The organism is Bacillus cereus group sp. MG20, from assembly GCF_040459885.1.
Classification (GTDB): Bacteria; Bacillota; Bacilli; order Bacillales; family Bacillaceae_G; genus Bacillus_A; species Bacillus_A cereus.
In genome coordinates this window covers 4,133,274-4,151,207 of sequence record NZ_JARVHF010000001.1, presented here as the reverse complement: position 1 = coordinate 4,151,207, position 17,934 = coordinate 4,133,274, and the positions used below count along the sequence as shown (strand labels likewise).

Sequence of the window (17,934 nt, the reverse complement as noted above, 5' to 3'; positions counted from 1 at the left end):
TAAAACCGCCTCTAGTTTTTCTAGTCAGCGCTTTTCACTTTAAACGTACTTTTTCACTTTTCTCTAACTGAATTACTTTTCCATCTTGCACAACAATTGTAATTGAGCCATATTTCATATCAGCAAGCATCGCTTCAATCTTCTCGGATACTTCATCAAAATGTTCCCGTACACCCACGCGAACAGCCCCCCTTTTTATTCATAAAAAAAATCTTTCCCATTTCGAAAAGACTGTTCGGTAATATATTTTACCTTATCTTTCAAAATGGATTCCATTTTGCTGGATTTAGCACCTTGCTTTCTATAAGCAGGTTGCCGAGCTTCTTCGGGCCAGTTCCCTCCGCTTCTCTTGATAAGCTTTGTATTTGTATTTTATCACAATTCTGATTTTTTTCAATCCTAGTTTTCCGATATATTTTAATTATTTTATTTTACAAAAAAGGAATTGCCCATCCGAACAACCCCTTTTTCTATTTAAACAAGCTCTTTAATACGTATGCGATCGTTCCCAATAATATTTTCATATGTTTCGCGTTCCACAACTACTTGCGATGTTCCGCCTTTTGCAAAGACAACGGCTGGTCTTCGAATCCGATTGTAATTATTCGCCATCGAGTACCCGTAGGCTCCTGTACAGGAAACTGCTAGTAAATCAGCAGAAACGACTTTCGGTAAATGAATATCCCAAATCAACATATCTCCGCTCTCACAACATTTCCCCGCAATCGAAACGAGTTCCTCATTCTCATCATTCCCTCGATTCGCTAACATTGCTTCATAACGCGCACTATATAAAGCAGGTCTTAAATTATCTGTCATTCCACCATCGACTGATACATATTTCCGAATACCAGGAATATCTTTCACAGATCCAACTGTATAAATTGTTGTCCCAGCATCACCTACAATGCTACGGCCTGGTTCAATCCATATTTCTGGCAATGGATATTCACATACAGTAAATTGTTCTCTCACTGCACTTGTTACAGCTCGCACATATGTCTCAAGAGTTAACGGTGTATCCGACTCTGTGTAGCGTATTCCAAATCCCCCGCCTACATTTAACACTTTTACTACATAGTTTGTTTGCTCTCTCACTTCTTCTAAAAATTGGCGAAGAACTTCAATCGCTCGAACAAAGCCAGCTGTTTCAAATATTTGCGATCCGATATGTGAATGAATCCCTAGCACATTATAATTGGATTTTTGTAAAGCAAATCCAATTGCCTGCATCGCTTGACCGTTTGAAACGCCAAATCCAAATTTCGAATCATCTTGGCCTGTTGTAATATATTCATGTGTGTGCGCCTCTACTCCAGGCGTTACACGAATTAATATGTTCACAAACTTTCCATGTTGCATCGCTAAATCGTGTAAAACTTCTAATTCAAAGAAATTATCTACGACAAAACAACCGATATTCGCCTGAAGAGCCATCACTATCTCTTCTTCTGTTTTATTATTTCCATGAAAATGAATACGTGATGCTGGAAATCCTGCTTGGAGCGCAGTATATAATTCTCCTCCAGAAACAACGTCTAATGACATATTCTCTTCACGAGCTACTCGGCACATCTCCATGCACAAGAACGCCTTGCTTGCATATGCTACTTGATAAGAGAAACCACTTTCTTTAAAAGCACGATGAAATGCTCGGCATTTTCCTCGAATAGACTCTTCATCGTATACATAAAGTGGTGTTCCGTATTGCTTTGCTAGCTGCGTCGTATCGCACCCTCCAATTTCTAAGTGTCCTTGCCCATTAATTCGGCTTGTGCCGTGTAAATACATTTAAATTCCTCCCTTATTTCCTCTAAAACTCATAACCCCAATCTTCTATTCATTGCAGCACGCTTTTAGATAGACAAAAAACGCGCGGAACAATGTTCACACGCGTTTCTTATTAGGAAAAATATATATTGAAAAAATAAACGAGTTGTTATCTCCTCAAAATAAGAAACCGCATCAACATCTCCAAATAGCTCTCCATAAAATAAATCTTATGACAGTACTACATTTATTCAATGTAGTCCCAATATATGAATAAGATGGTTATTCTTATATTTCGGCAATAGTCCCTTTCAGCCTATGATCACAGATTCCATGAAATCTCCCATAGCTTACTCTTTCCTATCGCGGCCTCTACCTTTGAGAGTAGATGAGGTAAGTCTATTTAATTTTCAAACATCTAATTGTTGCTATTAACAATACCAAAGGACCATTTTATTTGTCAAACAATTTTTTATATTGTTTTTTTACAGTTTAATTTTGTATCATTTGGTAAGCGCTTTACTGAAATCTTTGTCACTTCCCATTCGCCTTCTTCGTTATTAAATGTAATCGTTACCTTCTCAAATGGGGGAGCAATTTTCCCAGCAACACGTTCATACTTTGTCACTTCAATACTTGCTTGAAATAAATATGTACCGCTATACACTTTTTTTAAACTAATAATTTTAGGACATTGATACGGTTTCAAACTTCCATATTGTTTTTCAATTGCTTTATTTATTTTTGGAAATAAAACAGAATAAAGTGCATCTTCCATAAGAGGTGCATCATATTGAGCTATTGACACACTCGGTGAGGTAAAAAGTATAACACTACTGCATGCTATAAAATATAATAATTTTCGCATTATAACCTCCGTATTATCACGCGATTCTTTCTGCGTACGATAATTATCATACATAGAAATTCTGTTTTATTGTCTCCCACCACTCTTTTTCTACTCGATTATTATAAAAAAGCCCACAACTCTCTTTTATTTTCGTATAATGATACTCATAGTATAATAATCATAATAACAAAGGACTGTTCGTATATATAAAATGAGTCGTTAAGCAAACTGACTCACAAGAACTGTCATGCTTTTTAGGAGAGGAGTATATTATGCTACAACATCTGTTTCCAAAACTGCGATTTGCACTCGTTGCAGTCGTTTTACTATGGATTAAAACATATATTGTGTACAAGCTAGCATTTGATATTAAAATTGATAATTTCTTTGAAGAATTCATGCTTTTTATTAATCCACTAGCTGCGTTACTTTTATTTTTCGGCTTAGCTTTACTTGCATCTAAGCACCGAAACCGAATTATAATTGGAATCAGTTTTATACTGTCATTTATTTTATTTGGAAACGCAATGTTTTATGGGTTCTATAACGATTTCGTTACTTTCCCGGTTTTATTCCAAACAAACAATATGGCTGATTTAGGGACAAGTATAAAAGAACTCTTTACGTACAAAACATTACTTTTATTTGCAGATGCAATTATTTTAATGTTTATTTCGCGTAAATTCCCATCATTTGGCGACAAAACACCACTTTCCCGCTCAGAGAAGCGAACTTTCTTTAGCGGTGTAACAGCTTTATTAGCACTACAAATTGTTGTATCAGTTATTTATAAACCACAAATGTTCTCGCGCTCATTTGACCGTCAAACTGTCGTAAAGAATTTAGGTTTATACACATATCATCTATTTGATATTACACTTCAATCCAAGTCTTCAGCTGAGCGTGTATTTGCAAGTGGGGATGGATTTTCTGAAATCAAAAACTATACAGACTCAAAAGACAAACAAGTTGATAAAAACTTATTTGGAGCTGCAAAAGGTAAAAATGTAATTTTAATTTCAATGGAATCTACACAAAGCTTTGTTATTAATAAAAAAATAAATGGAAAAGAAATTACCCCATTTTTAAATGAATTTATTAAGGATAGTTTCTATTTCGATAACTTCTATCATCAAACTGGACAAGGCAAAACTTCTGATGCTGAATTTATCGTTGAAAACTCACTTTATCCGCTAGATCGTGGTTCTGTATTCTTTACTCATGCAACAAACGAATACACAGCGACACCAGAACAATTAAAGAAATACGGATATTCTTCTGCCGTCTTCCATTCAAATGATAAAACGTTTTGGAATCGGGATGTAATGTATCCTGCGCTTGGATATGATCGTTACTTTAATTTAAATGATTACGCAGGAACGGAACAAATGTCTGTCGGTTGGGGATTAAAAGATAAACAGTTCTTTGAACAATCTATTCCTAAGTTAAAATCTTTACCGCAACCGTTCTATACAAAATTTATTACATTAACAAATCATTTTCCGTTTCTTCTAAATCCGGAAGACCAATATGTTGATGAATTCAACTCAGAAAGTGGTGTTGTAAACCGCTACTTCCCAACTGTTCGTTACACAGATGAAGCTCTTAAATTATTTATTAAACAATTAAAAGAAGAAGGACTGTATGATAATTCCGTTATTGTCATTTATGGTGATCATTATGGTATTTCCGAAAACCATAACGCAGCTATGGCACAGTTCCTAGGAAAAGATACTATTACACCATTCGATTCTATGCAATTACAACGAGTTCCTCTTATTATTCATGTGCCTGGTCAAGAAGGAAAAGTTGTTTCTAAAGTATCTGGTCAAATTGATATTAAACCAACGCTCCTTCATTTACTTGGTATTAAAACAAATAAATCCGTTGAATTTGGAACTGACTTATTTATTAAAGAAAAAGACCCGCTTATGGTAATGCGTGATGGTAGCTTTGTTTCTGAAGAGTATGTTTATACAAAAAATATGTGCTACAAAAGAAGTACGGGTGAAGAAGCTGATATGACGCTATGTCAGCCGTATATTGAAAAAGCAAAAACAGAATTAAAACTCTCCGATAAATTAATTTATGGAGATTTATTACGTTTCGATCCTAATAATCAATATAAAACTGGAACCATGACAACGAAATTTGAATAGTAAAGGAAGCAACTTTATACAAGTTGCTTCCTCTTTTTATTTTCACTTAATTTTTAAATCACCCTTCTATGAAATCTTTCACAAATTGGTAATTTCTTTCGTATGAGGAATAAATTTATGGTATGATAAAATAAGTAAACTTTCATACACTAATTAAGAATTTATTACAGAAAGCAAGGGATCAGATTTTGTATAGAGCAGCTATTCCAAACTTATTTACGCTCGGAAATTTATATAGCGGATTTTTATCAATCGGCTATGCATCTTTAGGATATTATAAATCAGCTGCTATTTTAGTACTTATCGGGATGATGTTAGATAGTCTTGATGGTCGTGTTGCTCGTTTATTACGTGTTGATTCACAAATGGGAAAAGAGCTCGACTCGCTTGCAGATGTCGTAACATTTGGTGCAGCACCTGCTGTTTTAATGTATTACACATCTTTCTCAAACTACGGAATCATCGGATTATACATAGCGGGATTATTCCCTCTTTTCGGAGCATATCGTTTAGCACGATTTAATGTAACACCATCTTCTACTTCAATGAAATATTTCACTGGAGTACCGATTACAGCAGCGGGAGGGCTTGTTGCTTTCTTAACATTATTTTCACATACCATTCCAAAAATCGTTCTTATTACCGTATTTGTAACGTTCGCATTTTTAATGGTGAGCCGCATTCGTATCCCAAGTTTAAAAGATGTACCAATTCCACGATATAGCATCATTATTACACTATTTTTAGTTGGAATCATTATTACAATGTATCAAACAGGATTTGGCAATTTTTCTGTTTTCTTATTCATTGCCATTCCACTATATATTTTGTACATGTTATCTCAATTCATTAGACAAAGACCGTCTAAAAAAGCGAATAAAGAAAAATAAGAAAACCTTCCGAGTCCGGAAGGTTTCTTTTTATTTTGTGACTAATACCTTTTGATTTACAGGTGTTACTGGCTCTTCGCCGTTTAATACAGCTAAAATATTTCTGACAGCCATTTCAGCCATCGCATCACGAGTTTCAAACGTTGCATTCCCTACGTGTGGAGCAAGTACTACATTCTTTAACTCTTTTAGCTCTTCTGTAATTTTCGGTTCAAATTCAAACACATCAAGAGCTGCCCCTTCAATTTCATTCGTTTTTAATGCATGAGCAAGTGCTGCTTCATTCATAATTGGTCCACGTGAAGCATTTACAATATAAGCTGTTTTCTTCATCATTTTAAACTGCTCTTCATCAATCATATGATGTAATTTCGGATTATAAGCACAGTTAATTGTAATAAAATCTGCTGTTTGTAATAATTTTTCCAACGTCACATACGTTGCTCCCAGTTCACTTTCAGCTTCAAACTTACGATTTGGCCCTGTATATAAAACATCCATTCCAAATGCTTTCGCACGTTTTGCAACAGCCTTCCCGATTTCTCCAAGACCAATAATTCCGATTGTCTTACCGTGGACTTCTCGTCCTAAGAAAAATAACGGTGCCCATCCGTTAAATCCAGTCGTACGACATAACGTATCCCCTTCAGGAATTCTACGCGCCGCTGCTAAAAGAAGTGCAAATGTTAATTCTGCAGTCGCTTCCGTTGATACTTTCGGTGTATTCGTAACTGCAATTCCTTTTTCACCCGCATACGTGTAATCAATATTGTCGTAACCAGCACCATAGTTTGCAACAATCTTTAAATGAGACGCTGCATCAATAACTTCTTTTGGCACCTTTGTCGAAAGTAAACTTAACAATGCATCTTTATCTTTTACACGCTCTGTTAATTCATCTATAGAAATTAATTCCTCTTTATCGTACATTTCTACATCATGATCTTTTAATAGTTCTAATCCAATTTCCGGAATTTTTCCCGCTACTAATATTTTTGCCACTACTAACACCTCTTCTATAGAAAATAAGATATCTCTTATATTTCATTGTAAGAAATCCACATATAAAAACCAAGGAATTTGATTATAGTTTTGAAAATCGACACTTTTCCATGAAAAAAGAGGAGATGCAACTCTCCCCTCTTCTTACGCTTTTTCCTGCGATTCTTTTCCGAGCTTCACATCAATAGTTCCTTCTGCAACCGTATCGCTAATTTGCTCCTCAATAACCGATTGAGATGCAGCATTCGTTTCAGAAGTATAAGCTTGTTGCTGTGCAACTTGTACATTTTGTTTATTTTGTTGTTTCGCCATTTCTTACCCTCCTTTTCATTCTTTCTTATTTTGAACAAAAAGGGTGGTTTTCATCAAAAAATTGCGTTTCATTTTGAATTTGTTACTTCTTCTTCAATCGACCTCATTACTCTTGCTCGCTTCGTAAATGTTGCAACCTGAGTAACACCGTGCGCTCGTAATGTTTGTACATTCTCTTGTACATAGTTCCCTAAATCATTTGGATAATGGGCATCCGAAGAAATCGTAATTGGAACACCATACTTAGCTAATACTTGTAAATATAGTGGACTTGGGCACATTTCACGAACAGGATAACGATAGTACAATCCTGCATTTATTTCTGTTGCCGTATTCGTTTCTACTAACGCACAGGCAATTTCCTCATAATAAGAAAGCTGTTCATTCTCATCCAATCGATAATTAAATACCTTTATATTATCTAGATGAGCGATAATATCAAATAACTCGGTACGAATCGCACTCTCAACTGTTTTAAAAAACGTATCGTATAATGCGCGTAGGTCATGCACCTCAAAATATTCTTTCGTATCTGGATTATCAAATCCCCAGCCATTTAGAAAATGAACGGAGCCAATTACATAATCAAAGTCTCCTAGCGCTAATAATTCTTTTAACTCTCCTTCACAATCAATAAAATAATCCGCTTCAATTCCAAGTTTAAGTGTGACACCTCTTTTACTCCATCGTTCTTTCGCCTCTTCAATTGCCTTTGTAAAATCATACAGTGAAACTACCCTTACTTGATCTAACCATTCTTTCTGTATACGACCGAGCTTAGAATCACTAATATCTACATATTTTTCATAATATCCTTTCGCTTCATGAAAACGATATAGATGATCAACAATTCCCACTTCTTTTATTCCTTTTCGCACAGCTTCTTCTAAATATAGATCTATCCATTCTGTTGTAAATGGCCCTTCCTTCACACGTTTTTGCAAACGCTCTTGTGTTTTCATAAGCCAATCCATAGAATGCCTTTCTTGAAGCGGTTCATAACATTCCAACGCTTCATTTATTTTAGCAAGCCATCCTATTGAATACGGTCCTTCTTCTAAGTGAAGATGATAATCTACTTTCATATACATTCCCCCTTATAATGTATCTATTTCCCTTCTATCCCCAACTCTCGAAAGCTTTCCATTTCGTTCTTTCACCTCTCGCATGACATCTTCCAATGCGATATTTTTTTCAGCTAATAAAACGAAACAGTGATAAAATACATCAACCATTTCTTTCACTACTTCTTCTTTATCATTATTTTTACATGCGATAATTACTTCAGCACACTCTTCACCAATTTTCTTTAAAATTTTATCTTCTCCTTTTGAAAATAAATAATTTGTATACGATTCAGGAAGTGGGCTTTCCTTTCGTTCTTCAATTGTTTTATACAGCAACTTAAAGGCATTTTCCATATGTATCCCCCTATATAATTTGATAGTGAAAACATGTCTTCTCCCCCGTATGACAAGCAGGTCCTACTTGTTTCACATTCACAACAATTGAATCTTGATCACAATCTAAGTATAGAGATTGCACATATTGAACATTCCCTGATGTTTCTCCCTTATTCCATAACGACTGCCTCGAACGAGAGTAAAACCATGTTCTTTTCGTCTCTAACGTTTTTTCATATGCTTCTTCATTCATATAAGCTAGCATTAAAACTTCTTTCGTACCTTCTTCGATGACAATTGCCGGTATTAATCCTTTTGAAAAATTAGGTTTCATAACCGCACCTCAACATTTGCATCTCTTAATTTTCGCTTTACACTCTGCACTGTCGCCTCACCATAATGAAAGATGGATGCCGCTAATGCTGCATCAACTGTTGTCTTTTGAAAAACTTCTATAATGTGATCCGTATGACCACAGCCTCCTGATGCGATGACTGGAATGGAAACACTTTTTGAAATTTCTTCTGTTAAACGAAGATCATATCCACTTTTCGTTCCATCTGCATCCATACTCGTTAACAAAATTTCACCCGCCCCGAGCTTAACAACACGCTTCGCCCATTCTATGGCATCCATTCCTGTGTCAACTCTTCCGCCGTTGACGTATACGTTCCATTTATCTTCTGCTACTTTTCTAGCGTCAATTGCCACGACAATACATTGTGATCCAAAGTGTTCTGCGCCCTCTTCGATTAGCTTCGGATTTCGCACTGCCGCTGAGTTTATTGAAACTTTGTCTGCTCCAGCTCTTAGTAAATTGTACATATCTTTCACACTTGAAATCCCCCCGCCAACCGTAAGAGGAATAAATACTTTAGCTGCTGTTTTTTCTACAACATCTATAATCGTTTTTCTTCCTTCATGAGTCGCTGTAATATCTAAAAATACGATTTCATCTGCCCCTGCCACGTTATATGCTTCAGCTATTTCAACCGGATCACCGACATCTTGTAATCCTATAAAATTTACACCCTTTACGACTCGCCCTTCTTTCACATCTAAACATGGAATAATTCGTTTCGCTAACATAACTTCGTTACCTGTAACACTTCTTCTAAATCAATCGTTTTCTCGTAAAGCGCCTTTCCAATTATGACACCATATATATTCATATCATTTAACTTTTTCACATCTTGAATAGATGCCACTCCTCCAGAGGCAATGAGACGAATGCCCACACTTTTTTGAAGTAACGCCAATTGTTCAAAATTTGGCCCTGCAAGCGTCCCGTCTTTCGAAATGTCTGTAAACACAATCGTTTGAACATCTAAACTTTCCATTTGTTTCGCTAAACTAATATAAGAAATTTCAGACAGATCAAGCCAACCTCTCGTTGCTACGAAACCATTTTTCGCATCAATTCCAACAATGATTTTCTCTTTATATAGACGAACTGCTTCCTCTAAAAATGACTTATCATAAAGAGCTGCTGTTCCTAAAATCACTTTTTCTACACCTACTGACAATAACTTCTCCACCGCTACAAGTGAACGAATTCCTCCTCCCACTTGCACAGGAATACGTACCGCCTTACAGATTTTTTCAATGACGGGCAAATTTAACGACTCGCCAGCAATTGCACCGTCTAAATCAACAATGTGTAGTACTTCCGCTCCAAGCTTTTCAAATATGATTGCCTGCGCTACCGGATCTTCATTCATCACCGTTTCTTTACTAAACTCTCCTTGATAAAGTCTAACGCATCGCCCTTCTTTTAAATCGATAGCTGGGAAGATTTCCATGCTTCTACCACCCCTTGAAAATTTTTTAATATTTGCATGCCAATTTCACCACTTTTTTCTGGATGAAACTGTGCACCAAATACATTTCCTTTCGCTACAAACCCTGGTACTTGCATTCCATAATCACTTACTCCACATACAATTTCATCTGGACAATCCGCGTAATATGAGTGAACATAATAAACGAAAGAACCATCCACTAATCCATTCCAAAGCGGAAATTCTCTTTCCTTCCTTAATTCATTCCATCCCATATGAGGAATTTTATACGAAACTTTTAACTTACGAATTTCCCCTGGTAGTAAACCTAACCCGCTACAATCTTTTAGTTCCTCACTTCGTTCAAATAAAAGCTGCATGCCCAAACATATACCGAGGAGAGGTTTTCCTATATCACAAATCTCTTTTAGTACACACACTAAATCTCTTTCTTCTAATACGTCCATCGCTTTCGGAAATGCACCTACTCCCGGTAAAATCACGCCATCGCTTCTCAATATCTCTTCTTTATCACTCGTTACAATGTACTCTGCCCCAATATATTTTAACGCTTGCTCTACACTGCGAATATTCCCCATTCCATAATCTATAATGGCAATCAATTACAACATCCCTTTCGTTGAATTTACACCAGTAATGTTGGCATTTTTTTCGACCGCTTCTCTAAGCGCTCTACCAAAAGCTTTAAATACTGCTTCAATTTTGTGATGCGTATTACTTCCGTATAGAACGCGCGCATGTAATGTAATATTGGCAGCATGTGCAACTGCTCTAAAAAATTCTTCCGTCAATTCTGTATCAAAATCCCCAAGCTTCGGATTTGTTAATTCCCCTTGAAATACACAATATGAGCGTCCACTTATATCAATTGCGACAAATCCTAAAGATTCATCCATCGGTACGTACGCTGAACCGTAACGATTAATTCCCTCTTTGTTTTGCAATGCTTCTTTCAAGCAATTTCCGAGTACAATTCCAACATCTTCAACGGTGTGATGTGCATCGACAAATGCATCCCCTTCTGCTTCAACTTGCAATCCAAATCTTCCATGTCTAGCAAATAAAGTAAGCATATGATCGAAAAAACCAACCCCTGTTTGAATAGATACATTTGTACTTTCATCAAGCTGCAAATTTAATTTAATTTTTGTTTCTGTCGTCTCACGTACTTGACTGGACTGACGCATTATTTTTCCTCCTCAAACCTTATTTGGATTGCTCTCGCATGTGCATGTAACCCTTCTTTATTTGCAAGCTCTACAATGTGATGCTGTACATTTTTTAATGCTTCCTCCGTATAAGAAATAAAACTTGATTTTTTCACGAAATCATCGACTGATAACGGAGAAAAAAATCTTGCCGTTCCGCTCGTTGGTAATACATGATTCGGTCCCGCTAAATAATCCCCGAGCGGTTCAGGTGCATATGACCCAAGGAAAATAGAACCTGCATGTTTCACATAATCTAGAGCATTCATCGGTTCTTTTATATGTAACTCTAAATGTTCTGGAGCAATTTCATTTGATAACTTTAGTGCCTCCTCTAAAGAAGGAACGATAAAGATGGCTCCATTTCTATTTATTGATTCACGTGCAATTTCACTTCTTGGTAACATTTCTAACTGTCTTTCTATCTCTTTTTCTACTTCTTTAGCTAGTTCCATATTCGTTGTAATACAAATCGCCGTTGCTCTCTCATCATGCTCTGCTTGCGATAATAAATCCGCTGCGATATATTTTGCATTACCTGTTTCATCCGCGACAACTACAATTTCTGATGGACCAGCAATCATATCAATATTTACTATTCCGTATACTTCTCGCTTCGCTAGAGCGACATACAAATTTCCCGGTCCAACTATTTTATCCACTTTCGGAATCGATTCCGTCCCGTATGCTAAAGCAGCAATTGCTTGCGCGCCACCTATCGTATAAATTTCATCTACTCCCGCAAGATTTGCAGCAGCTAATATATGCGGATCAATTCCTCCTTTCCTCGGCGGTGTTACCATTACAATCTTTTTCACACCTGCGAGTTTCGCCGGCAATACATTCATTAATACTGAAGAAGGATATGAGGCTGTCCCACCCGGTACATATACACCTACATTTTCTAACGGCCGAATGAGTTGCCCTCTAATTATGCCTTTACTTTCACAATCGAATATTGAGTGCTTCTTTTGCTTTTCGTGATACGAAACAATGTTTTTCTTCGCCTCTTTTAAAGCTTCTAAAAATGAATTCTCTACAAACATACTCGCTTGCTTTATTTCTTCTTCACTTACACGAAAATCTTTCATCTCTACATCATCAAACTTTTTTGTATAGAAAGATAGAGCTTCATCTTTCCCTTCCCTTACATTTCTAATGATTTCTCTTACACTTCTTTGAACAGTTTCTTCTATTATATTAGCGTTTTCTCTTAGCACTTTTACTTTAGATAATGCCTCCTTAAAGTCTTCATAAATGATTTTCATTTTAAGTCCTCCTATTTCCCTGATAAGATTTCTTGCTCCATCATATTTATAATACTGAATATTTCGTCTTTTTTAGTTTTTAAGGCTGCCTTATTTACAATCATCCGAGCCGATATAGAGTGCATTTCCTCAAATACAATAAGTCCATTCTCTTGTAATGTTTTTCCTGTTTCAACAATATCTACAATCGCATCTGCCAATCCAAGAAGAGGAGCGATTTCTACAGAACCTTCTATTTTAATAATTTCTACATCCTCTCCCTTATCATGAAAATAAGTAGAAGTAATATGCGGGTATTTCGTAGCAATTCTTTTCTTCCGGTAACTCTTCGGATTATACGTAGGAATAGAAGCAACACAAAACTTACAAATCCCCACTCCTAAATCCAGCATTTCATAAATATCTTTCTCGTTTTCCATTAAAATATCTTTTCCAACGATCCCAATATCAGCTACCCCATGTTCTACATAAGTAGCAACATCAACCGCTTTTACTAAAATAAATGAAACATTTGTATTTTTACTTTGAAATACAAGCTTCCGACCTTTATTTTTGAGATCGGAACAATCAATTCCAATCTGCTCAAAAAGTGGAATGACATGTTTTTCTAACCTTCCTTTCGTTAACGCAATTTGAATGTTACGCATGAAGCCTCTCCTTCTTTCTGGACTACCCATTTCTCATTCCATACATATTCCACTAAATATTCATTCTTTGCCTCAACGACCGTTCCTATTTTATTTTTTCTTGCAAATTGAAAGGTATCGCTTAAATTAGAGAATAGAGATAACCAAGCATTTTTCCCATCCTTTCGAAGTAAATTTCGTAACCTTTCTGCTTCCGCTAATCTATTTAACTCATAATGAATCACAATATCAATTTGATTTCGTTCATATGGTTCTTGCTGCTCTTGCAGCGCCTTCACAATTTGATTTACTTGTACCGCGAGTCCAACAGCTGGCAGCATTTCTCCAAAATTCCCAATTAGCTCATCGTATCTTCCGCCACTAACGATTTCTTCTCCAATTTCATATATATATCCTTTGAAAATAACACCCGTATAGTAATCTAAGTGTTGAATCATGCCCAAATCAATTGATATGTAAGAACCATATCCTAACGTTTCAATTGTTTCATACATTTCTTTTACTCTTGCAATTGCCATTTTCATTTCATTACTTGAAGCAAGCTTTTCTGCCTCCTCAATAACTTCTAAATTTCCAAATAGCCTTGGTAATTTCTCAAGTAATCTTACTGTCTCATCGCATCGATCTAATTTCTTTTCTCCGATAAAATTTGAGAGGGCAGCATAATTTTTACTTTCTATATACGTTCTAAGTACCCTTTCTTCTTCATCATGGATGGAGAGCTTTTTTACAATACATTTATATAACTGTACTTGCCCAATCTCAATTGTAAAAGATTGCACCTTCAACTTTTGAAGTGCTTGAATGACACTTATTACACATTCAATTTCAGCTCTTACATTATCAATCCCGATAACTTCAATACCACTTTGTACGATTTCATTATATTTTCCAGAATGGGATTCATTGGCTCGAAATACATTCCCGCTATACGTCACTTTAAGTGGCGTATCCCATCTCTGTGTTCCAATCACTCTTGCTAAAGGAATTGTCATATCTGGACGTAAAACGATAATCCTTCCCTTTTCATCAAAAAATTTATACATCTTCTCTTCATCTATCGGTCTATTTTGAAATGCAAAAACATCATAAAATTCAATTGTAGGTGTTCTTATTTCCTCATAACCTCTCTCTAAAAAAGTAAGCCTTAATTTTTGCTCCACTTCTTCAATTAACGTACATTCTTCGAATAAATAATCTCTCGTTCCATTCGGGTTCGCCCGTTTCCATTTTGTCATCTAAATTTTCACACCTTTCCCCTTCTAATGTATGCCTATTCCATTCACCTAAGCCGAAAATAAAAAGAGCCTTGTAGACAAAATACCTACAAGGCTCTTCAGTAGAGTGTAGGTACAACGGGAATAACCCTTGTACCTACACGTTTTCACGCTAGGTTCAAGGGTTTCATGTATGATGATGTAGTGGTGTAAGCATTGTAATAGATTTTATTGTATTCATAATACTTACTCCCTTTCTCCTCTGATTTTCACATAGTATATAACAGTTAATTTTGAATGTAAATACATTTTTAATATTCCGTCACTTTTTTTAATGTAAAGCCACTTTTCTTTCATACTCTTTTATTTCTTGTTCATATTGCATTGTAATACTAATTTCATCTAAACCATTCAATAACTTCTCTTTCCACATTTTCTCGATTGTAAAATGGAATCTGTGCATATTCGTTATAATTATTTCATTTTCTAAATCAACTGTGATTTGTTCCCTCGCATCTGTTTTTGCAAGTTGTTCACGCATATCTTTGTCCATTACAATCGGTAACATGCCATTCTTCATACAATTCATATAAAAGATATCGGCAAATCCTCCAGCGATAATAACGCGGAAACCATAATCAGCAAGCGCCCATGGAGCATGTTCTCTAGACGAGCCACATCCAAAATTATCACCTGTGATTAATATGCTGGCTCCTTTTCTTTCTTGCGCATTAAGCGGGAAATTAGGGTTTTCTTGGCGATTATTATCATATCGCCACTCATCAAATAAAAACTTCCCAAACCCAGTTCTTTCAATTCTCTTTAAATATTGCTTCGGAATAATTTGATCTGTATCAATGTTATCATTCATCAGTACTGCGGCAGTACCTTTATGAATACGAAATGGCTCCATCATAACTCTCCTTTCTAATATCAACAAAATGACCATGTAACGCAGCCGCTGCCGCCATTGCCGGGCTAACTAAATGCGTTCGTGCTCCCTTTCCTTGTCTTCCTTCAAAATTGCGATTTGACGTAGAGGCACAATGTTCTCCTTCAGGCACTTGATCTGGATTCATACCTAGACACATTGAGCATCCGGGCTCTCTCCATTCAAATCCAGCTTCTTCAAATATGCGATGTAATCCTTTATGCATCGCTGCTTTTCTTACCCTTTGAGATCCAGGTACAACAAGTGCTCGCACACCTTCTTTTACTTTTTTACCTTTCACGACAGATGCAGCAATTTCTAAGTCAGAAAGCCTGGAATTTGTACAAGATCCAATGAAAACATGTTGAACTGGAATGTCATACGTACTTTGTCCGGGACTCAACCCCATATAAGAAAACGCTCTTTCGTCATTTGCATCATGCTTTTCTGGCAATTTCTCATCAATCCGAACACCCATACTAGGATTTGTTCCCCACGTAACGTACGGCGCTAAACCCGTAACATCTACTAGAATATGTAAATCATAAGCTGCATCTAAATCTGTATAAAGTTCTGACCATTTTTCCTTAATAGATTCATAGTCTTTCGGCGCATATTTACGCCCTTTTACGTAAGCAACCGTTTTTTCATCTGGTGCAATAATGCCAGCCTTTGCTCCCCCTTCAATTGCCATATTGCAAAGCGTCATCCTCTCTTCCATATCCATAGCATGAATGGCCTCTCCGTAAAATTCCATTACGTAACCTGTTCCAACTGCTACTCCGTACTTTGAAAGAAGGTGTAAAATAATATCTTTCGCATAAACACCTTGCGGTAACTTTCCTTTTAACTCAATGCCCATCGCTTTCGGTTTTCGTTGCCATAACGTTTGCGTTGCCAATACATGTTCCACTTCACTCGTACCAATACCAAACGCTAGTGCGCCAAAAGCACCGTGAGTTGCTGTATGACTATCACCACAAACAATCGTTTTTCCTGGCTGTGTGAGTCCAAGTTCTGGTCCTATAACATGAACGATCCCTTGCTCTTCATCTCCGATATCCGCTAATGGCACCTGAAATTGTTTACAGTTTTCCCGAAGTGTATCTAGTTGCTGCTTCGCAATGCGGTCGGTAATATTCCAAACATCTTTCGTTGGAATATTATGATCCATCGTTGCAAATGTTAAATCTGGTCTGCGGACTGTTCGATTTGTAAGCCGCAAGCCTTCAAAGGCTTGCGGTGACGTTACTTCATGAACAAGATGTAGATCGATATATAATAAATCCAATCCATTTTCATTTGTCGCAACTACATGTCTTTCCCAAAGCTTATCTAGTAACCTTTTCCCCATTATCTTCCTCTCCCTACTAACGCTTGCTCTTCCATTTCTTGAATAACTGCCTTTGTAAACGAAGTTGTCGTTTCAGTCCCCCCGATATCTGCTGTACATTTTCCAGATTTAAGGACTGCAGAAACTGCTTCTTCAATTGCATATCCTTCTCTCGTTAATCCGAACGATTGCCCAAGCATCATTGCAACAGAACGCATCATCGCAATTGGATTCGCCTTATTTTTCCCCGCAATATCCGGTGCTGATCCGTGAATAGGCTCGTATAATGAAGGCCCTTTTTCAGCGTGACTTGCTGATGGAAGCATTCCTAATGATCCAGCTAATACTGAAGCCTCATCACTTAAAATATCACCAAATAAATTTTCCGTTACAATAACGTCAAATCTTCCTGGATTCCGAATTAATTCCATAGCCGCTGCATCTACTAAAATGTGTTCTACTTCCACATTTGGGTAGCGAAGTGCTACTTCTTCTGTCACATCTCTCCATAGTTTACTAGACTCTAAAACATTCGCTTTATCAATAGATGTTACTTTTTTCTTCCGCTTATTTGCTAATTGAAAGGCATACGAAACGATACGTTCAATTTCATGTCGATGATACGTAAGTGTATCTGTCGCCACTTCTTCCGTTCGCTCTTTCGGATAAGAAAAATAAATTCCGCCTGTTAATTCACGAACGACAACGAAATCAATTTCATCAGCATTTTTTAATGGTGATAAATGTGCAGTTGCACTTTCTACCGTTACAGGGCGAACATTCGCAAATACACCGAGTCCTTTTCTTAATGCTAATAATCCTTTCTCAGGCCTTTCTTTCGCACTATCCCACCTTGGTCCACCTACTGCTCCAAGTAAAACCGCATCACTCGCTAAACAGGCGGCAAGTGTTCGCTGTGGTAATGGTTGCCCAGTTAAATCAATAGCAACACCACCAAAGTACTCATCTTGCAAATGAAAATGATGTCCATATAGCCTTTCTACCATATGCAATACTTCCTTCGCACTTTCCATAACTTCTGGACCAACACCATCACCAGCTAAACAAACGATACGTTTTTCCATTTTTAACACTCCTTTTAACTGAATTTTCAGAACTTTTTATTTGATAGGTGAGGAAAG

Annotated in this window: 20 protein-coding genes and 2 riboswitches; of the genes, 2 read left to right on the top strand and 18 right to left on the bottom strand. The window is 36.6% G+C overall.

Going from position 1 to position 17,934, the window contains the following annotated elements:
• Positions 1 to 34: 34 nt before the first annotated feature.
• From QCI81_RS21335 to QCI81_RS21325, 3 genes are all read right to left on the bottom strand, one after another.
• Positions 35 to 178, bottom strand: a complete 144-nt coding sequence (locus QCI81_RS21335; protein ID WP_000538896.1) for a YezD family protein — start codon at positions 176 to 178, stop codon at positions 35 to 37.
• Between the two features lie 72 nt (positions 179 to 250).
• A riboswitch (SAM riboswitch) is annotated at positions 251 to 359 on the bottom strand.
• Between the two features lie 115 nt (positions 360 to 474).
• Complete coding sequence (gene lysA / locus QCI81_RS21330) at positions 475 to 1,791, bottom strand: diaminopimelate decarboxylase (RefSeq protein WP_071730735.1); 1,317 nt, start codon at positions 1,789 to 1,791, stop codon at positions 475 to 477.
• A 180-nt stretch (positions 1,792 to 1,971) separates the two neighbouring features.
• Positions 1,972 to 2,153, bottom strand: a riboswitch (Lysine riboswitch).
• 89 nt (positions 2,154 to 2,242) lie between these two features.
• The gene (locus tag QCI81_RS21325; protein WP_001228820.1) at positions 2,243 to 2,638 is read right to left on the bottom strand and encodes a DUF3888 domain-containing protein; all 396 of its coding nucleotides are present in this window, start codon (positions 2,636 to 2,638) and stop codon (positions 2,243 to 2,245) included.
• 254 nt (positions 2,639 to 2,892) lie between these two features.
• On the opposite strand from QCI81_RS21325, the gene QCI81_RS21320 reads away from it, so the two are divergent.
• On the top strand, positions 2,893 to 4,779 hold the full coding sequence (locus QCI81_RS21320) for an LTA synthase family protein (protein WP_000939084.1): 1,887 nt from the start codon (positions 2,893 to 2,895) through the stop codon (positions 4,777 to 4,779).
• Positions 4,780 to 4,967: 188 nt separating this feature from the next.
• A complete protein-coding gene (gene pssA, locus QCI81_RS21315; protein WP_000285417.1) occupies positions 4,968 to 5,669 on the top strand; it encodes a CDP-diacylglycerol--serine O-phosphatidyltransferase in 702 nt (233 codons plus the stop codon).
• A gap of 30 nt (positions 5,670 to 5,699) precedes the next feature.
• Here the strand turns inward: pssA and QCI81_RS21310 are convergent, their stop codons facing one another.
• The 15 genes from QCI81_RS21310 to leuB all read right to left on the bottom strand — a co-directional run bounded on the left by QCI81_RS21310 (position 5,700) and on the right by leuB (position 17,877).
• Positions 5,700 to 6,671, bottom strand: a complete 972-nt coding sequence (locus QCI81_RS21310; protein WP_001062841.1) for an NAD(P)-dependent oxidoreductase — start codon at positions 6,669 to 6,671, stop codon at positions 5,700 to 5,702.
• Positions 6,672 to 6,815: 144 nt separating this feature from the next.
• On the bottom strand, positions 6,816 to 6,983 hold the full coding sequence (locus tag QCI81_RS21305; RefSeq protein WP_001118893.1) for a DUF4025 domain-containing protein: 168 nt from the start codon (positions 6,981 to 6,983) through the stop codon (positions 6,816 to 6,818).
• 68 nt (positions 6,984 to 7,051) lie between these two features.
• Complete coding sequence (locus QCI81_RS21300; RefSeq protein ID WP_071730733.1) at positions 7,052 to 8,068, bottom strand: histidinol phosphate phosphatase domain-containing protein; 1,017 nt, start codon at positions 8,066 to 8,068, stop codon at positions 7,052 to 7,054.
• A 12-nt stretch (positions 8,069 to 8,080) separates the two neighbouring features.
• Positions 8,081 to 8,404 (bottom strand): phosphoribosyl-ATP diphosphatase, encoded by a 324-nt coding sequence (gene hisE / locus QCI81_RS21295; RefSeq protein ID WP_000426355.1) that lies wholly within the window; start codon positions 8,402 to 8,404, stop codon positions 8,081 to 8,083.
• A 10-nt stretch (positions 8,405 to 8,414) separates the two neighbouring features.
• Positions 8,415 to 8,720, bottom strand: a complete 306-nt coding sequence (gene hisI, locus QCI81_RS21290) for a phosphoribosyl-AMP cyclohydrolase (RefSeq protein ID WP_000803964.1) — start codon at positions 8,718 to 8,720, stop codon at positions 8,415 to 8,417.
• Positions 8,717 to 9,475, bottom strand: coding sequence for an imidazoleglycerol phosphate synthase cyclase subunit (hisF, locus tag QCI81_RS21285; RefSeq protein WP_023521478.1), 759 nt, complete (start codon positions 9,473 to 9,475; stop codon positions 8,717 to 8,719). Before hisF ends, hisI begins: the two co-directional genes overlap by 4 nt.
• Positions 9,469 to 10,188 carry a 1-(5-phosphoribosyl)-5-[(5-phosphoribosylamino)methylideneamino]imidazole-4-carboxamide isomerase gene (gene hisA, locus QCI81_RS21280; RefSeq protein WP_071730731.1) on the bottom strand — a complete coding sequence of 240 codons (720 nt, stop codon included), beginning with the start codon at positions 10,186 to 10,188 and terminating at the stop codon, positions 9,469 to 9,471. The genes hisF and hisA overlap by 7 nt, the downstream gene beginning before the upstream one ends.
• Positions 10,161 to 10,790 carry an imidazole glycerol phosphate synthase subunit HisH gene (gene hisH / locus QCI81_RS21275; protein ID WP_071730729.1) on the bottom strand — a complete coding sequence of 210 codons (630 nt, stop codon included), beginning with the start codon at positions 10,788 to 10,790 and terminating at the stop codon, positions 10,161 to 10,163. The genes hisA and hisH overlap by 28 nt, the downstream gene beginning before the upstream one ends.
• Positions 10,791 to 11,375, bottom strand: a complete 585-nt coding sequence (hisB, locus tag QCI81_RS21270) for an imidazoleglycerol-phosphate dehydratase HisB (protein ID WP_053564914.1) — start codon at positions 11,373 to 11,375, stop codon at positions 10,791 to 10,793. It lies immediately after the preceding gene.
• On the bottom strand, positions 11,375 to 12,664 hold the full coding sequence (hisD, locus tag QCI81_RS21265; RefSeq protein ID WP_071730727.1) for a histidinol dehydrogenase: 1,290 nt from the start codon (positions 12,662 to 12,664) through the stop codon (positions 11,375 to 11,377). Before hisD ends, hisB begins: the two co-directional genes overlap by 1 nt.
• Positions 12,665 to 12,675: 11 nt before the next feature.
• Positions 12,676 to 13,311: an ATP phosphoribosyltransferase gene (hisG, locus tag QCI81_RS21260; RefSeq protein ID WP_029441809.1), complete on the bottom strand. Its 636-nt coding sequence runs from the start codon at positions 13,309 to 13,311 to the stop codon at positions 12,676 to 12,678.
• Entirely contained in the window at positions 13,287 to 14,549 is a 1,263-nt protein-coding gene (locus QCI81_RS21255) for an ATP phosphoribosyltransferase regulatory subunit (RefSeq protein ID WP_000170292.1), read from the bottom strand. Before QCI81_RS21255 ends, hisG begins: the two co-directional genes overlap by 25 nt.
• 310 nt (positions 14,550 to 14,859) lie before the next feature.
• The gene (gene leuD / locus QCI81_RS21250) at positions 14,860 to 15,441 is read right to left on the bottom strand and encodes a 3-isopropylmalate dehydratase small subunit (RefSeq protein WP_000433187.1); all 582 of its coding nucleotides are present in this window, start codon (positions 15,439 to 15,441) and stop codon (positions 14,860 to 14,862) included.
• Entirely contained in the window at positions 15,419 to 16,813 is a 1,395-nt protein-coding gene (gene leuC / locus QCI81_RS21245) for a 3-isopropylmalate dehydratase large subunit (RefSeq protein ID WP_071730726.1), read from the bottom strand. The genes leuD and leuC overlap by 23 nt, the downstream gene beginning before the upstream one ends.
• Positions 16,813 to 17,877, bottom strand: coding sequence for a 3-isopropylmalate dehydrogenase (leuB, locus tag QCI81_RS21240; protein ID WP_071730724.1), 1,065 nt, complete (start codon positions 17,875 to 17,877; stop codon positions 16,813 to 16,815). Before leuB ends, leuC begins: the two co-directional genes overlap by 1 nt.
• Between the last annotated feature and the right edge of the window lie 57 nt (positions 17,878 to 17,934).